Below are 2,953 nucleotides of genomic sequence, written 5' to 3' on the forward strand. Positions count from 1 at the left end.
ACTTCTCGCGCCTGCGCCTGCGCGACACGCTCGGCAGGCTGCACACGATCTGCGAGTCCGAGAAGATCGAGATCTCGGAGGACGCCCTCTCGCTGATCGCTCGGCGGGCCGAGGGGAGCATGCGCGATGCCCTCACCCTTCTCGACCAGGTCGTGGCCTCAGGGCGCGCGCCCCTGGACGGGAAGGAGGTGACGGCCGCCCTTGGGATCGCGGGGCGGGAACTCTATTTCTCCCTGAGCGACGCGGTTCTGGACGGCGATCCGCATCGCGCTTTGTCGATTCTAGGGACGGCCTACACGGAAGGGCAGAACCTGCAGGAAGTCGCAGAGGAGCTGGTGAGCCATCTGCGGAACCTCCTCGTCTTCTCCCTCGGCGACGACATGGCCGAGCTGGTCGATGCGACCGACGCCGAGAGGGACCGCTATGGCGCGCAGGCGAGGCGCTCGGGTCCGGCCGATCTGATCCGCCAGCTCCATCTCGCGATGGAGGCGGCTTCCCGCATGCGCCGCTCCGCCTTCCCGCGCGTGATCCTGGAGGTCACGGTCGCGGAGATCTGCCTCCTGCCCCGCGCGGCCGATCTCGCGCAGCTTATCCGGAAGCTTCCCGCGATGGGGGAGGGCGCCCCGGGGCGCGGCCTTGAGTCCGGGCGCGCTTCTGAATCGACGCCGCAATCCGAGCCCAGCGCGGCCGCATCCCAGACGGCCGCCGAGCAGGCGGCGCCCGGGCAGGAACTGTGGCGCGGGGTGATCGAGCGGTTGCGCAAGGGGAGGCCGGCGCTGGCCGCGATCCTAGCCGGCAGCGAGTTGATCGCGGAGGAGTCGGGATACCTGAGGGTGCGTCTTCCGGGGGAGGGGGTCGCGTTTCAGGTCGCCGCTCTTGAGAGCGGGGAGAACCGCCCCGCCGTCCAGAAGGCGATTCGCGAGGCCTTCGGGCGGTCCCTCGGCCTCAAGATCGATCAAGCGGAGGCCGGCGCGGATCTGTCGGGCCCGATGCAGGGGAAGGAGTCAACGCCCGCGCAGCCTCCCCGCCGCCGGCGCGGCAACCTCGACGACGTCCAGAGGATCGCCGAGAAGATGGACGGCGAGATCCTCGGTCCGGCGTGAAGAACCTTCCTCGGAGGATCTGATGCAAGACATCCGCAAGCTGATGCGGCAGGCCCAGGAGATGCAGGCGCAGATGCAGCGCGTGCAGGAGCAACTCGGCGAGCAGGAAGTGGAGGGCACATCGGGCGGCGGTAAAGTCGTCGTCACGATGAACGGCCGCCACGAGGTCCGTCGCGTCCGCATCGACCCGAAAGTGGTCGATCCCGAAGACGTCGAGATGCTCGAGGATCTGATCGCCGCGGCCATGAACGACGCCGACGCGAAGATCCAGACGCGCATGAAGGAGGAGATGTCCAAGCTGACCGGCGGTCTCGGGATCCCCGGCCTCTTCTAGGGTCGGCGATGCAGTACAGCTCGCGTCACCTGGAGGATCTGGTCGGCAGGCTCGCGAAACTGCCGGGCATCGGGAAGAAGACCGCGCAACGCCTCGCCTTTCACCTGCTGCGCACCGACAAGGAGGAGGCCGTCGGCCTGGCCGCGGCGATCGCTCGCGTGCGGGACGAGGTGAGCACCTGCGAACGCTGCGGAAACGTCGCCGAGACGCAGCCTTGCTATTTCTGCGCCGATGAGAGGCGCGACGGCACGGTCCTTTGCGTCGTCGAGCATCCGGGGGATGTCCTCGCCCTCGAGAAGAGCGGCGCCTACCGGGGCCAGTACTATGTCCTTCGCGGGACCCTCGCGCCGCTGGACGGCGTGACCGCCGCGGACCTGCGGATCGATCGGCTTCTGGAACGCGTCAAGAGCGAGGGGATCCGCGAGGTGATCCTCGCGCTCAATCCGACGAGCCAGGGGGAGGCGACGTCGCACTTCCTCGCCGAGGTCCTGGGCGGGCTCGGCGTCCAGATCACCCGCATCGCCCGCGGCGTGCCGATGGGATCGGAGATCGAGCTCTCCGACCAGGCGACCCTGGCCCGCGCCCTGGAAGGGCGCAAGCAGATCTGAGCGATGGCATCGATCGGGCCGTGGGCCGCCCGCTCCGTCGCGACCTTCGGCTTCGTCGGCCAGATCCCGGGAGCGCCGGGGACCTACGCCAGCGCGATCGTCCTCGCGGCATGGCTCCTCATCCCGCCGATCCCGATCTGGATCGCGCTCGTCATCTGGGGGCTCATCGTCCTTGCCGGCGTCTGGGCGGCCGGCCTCATGGAGTCTCGGCTCGGGCACGACGACGGTCGCGTCGTGATCGACGAGGTCGCGGGAGCGCTCCTCACGGTCGCGGGCTTCGCGGCGACTCCGTGGATCGCGATCGCGGGCTTCGTCCTCTTCCGGGCGCTCGACATTCTGAAGCCCCCGCCGATCTACCAGCTCCAAGCCCTTCCCGGCGGAATCGGAGTGATGGCAGATGACATCGCAGCGGGGCTGGCCGGCAACATCCTCCTCCGCCTCCTCACCGCCCTCATCCCGGCCATCGCGTCGGCGTTCCCGGGCGGATGGTGAGAGGAGGGAGAGCCGCCGGCAGATGGTGAAGCCGAGGAGAGCCGCCATGGGAGGGCGCGCATGATCGGGATCGAGATTGTCACGATCGGCCGCGAGATCCTGACCGGCCGGACGACGGACACCAACTTCGCCTTCCTCGCGCGCGGGCTGCGGGCGCGCGGGCTGCCTTGCAGCTGGCGCACGAGCGTCCCCGACGAGCGCGAGATGATGCTCCAGGCTCTCGAGATCGCACTCCAGAGGGCCGAGGTCGTGATCACGACCGGGGGCCTCGGCGGGACTTCCGATGACATCACCCGCAAGATCCTCGCCACGGTTCTCAAGCGCCAGCTCATCCTCCGCGAGGACCTCCTCGCGACGATGCGCGAGAGATTCTCGCGCGTCGGTCGCCCCGCGCCGGCGAATCTCGAGGCCCAGGC

Annotated in this window: 5 protein-coding genes; all 5 read left to right on the forward strand. The window is 69.2% G+C overall.

The genetic code is table 11. The features are described from left to right. Positions 1 to 1,103, forward strand: a 1,103-nt coding sequence (locus FJY88_13070; GenBank protein ID MBM3288259.1) for a hypothetical protein, incomplete at its 5' end; no start/stop codon positions are given. A gap of 22 nt (positions 1,104 to 1,125) precedes the next feature. Then, positions 1,126 to 1,437: a YbaB/EbfC family nucleoid-associated protein gene (locus tag FJY88_13075; GenBank protein MBM3288260.1), complete on the forward strand. Its 312-nt coding sequence runs from the start codon at positions 1,126 to 1,128 to the stop codon at positions 1,435 to 1,437. An 8-nt stretch (positions 1,438 to 1,445) separates the two neighbouring features. Then, positions 1,446 to 2,045 (forward strand): recombination protein RecR, encoded by a 600-nt coding sequence (recR, locus tag FJY88_13080; protein MBM3288261.1) that lies wholly within the window; start codon positions 1,446 to 1,448, stop codon positions 2,043 to 2,045. Between the two features lie 3 nt (positions 2,046 to 2,048). Beyond that, on the forward strand, positions 2,049 to 2,537 hold the full coding sequence (locus tag FJY88_13085) for a phosphatidylglycerophosphatase A (GenBank protein MBM3288262.1): 489 nt from the start codon (positions 2,049 to 2,051) through the stop codon (positions 2,535 to 2,537). Between the two features lie 60 nt (positions 2,538 to 2,597). Further along, the coding region (locus FJY88_13090; protein ID MBM3288263.1) for a competence/damage-inducible protein A at positions 2,598 to 2,953 on the forward strand (356 nt) is incomplete at its 3' end.

It is taken from the genome of Candidatus Eisenbacteria bacterium (assembly GCA_016867495.1).
In the GTDB taxonomy this organism is placed as follows: domain Bacteria; phylum Eisenbacteria; class RBG-16-71-46; order CAIMUX01; family VGJL01; genus VGJL01.

Excerpts from the sequence above, each read along its gene's own strand:
- FJY88_13085 (MBM3288262.1), top strand. The coding sequence starts at position 2,049 with ATGGCATCGATCGGGCCGTGGGCCGCCCGCTCCGTCGCGACCTTCGGC.
- recR (MBM3288261.1), top strand. The coding sequence starts at position 1,446 with ATGCAGTACAGCTCGCGTCACCTGGAGGATCTGGTCGGCAGGCTCGCG.
- FJY88_13075 (MBM3288260.1), top strand. The coding sequence starts at position 1,126 with ATGCAAGACATCCGCAAGCTGATGCGGCAGGCCCAGGAGATGCAGGCG.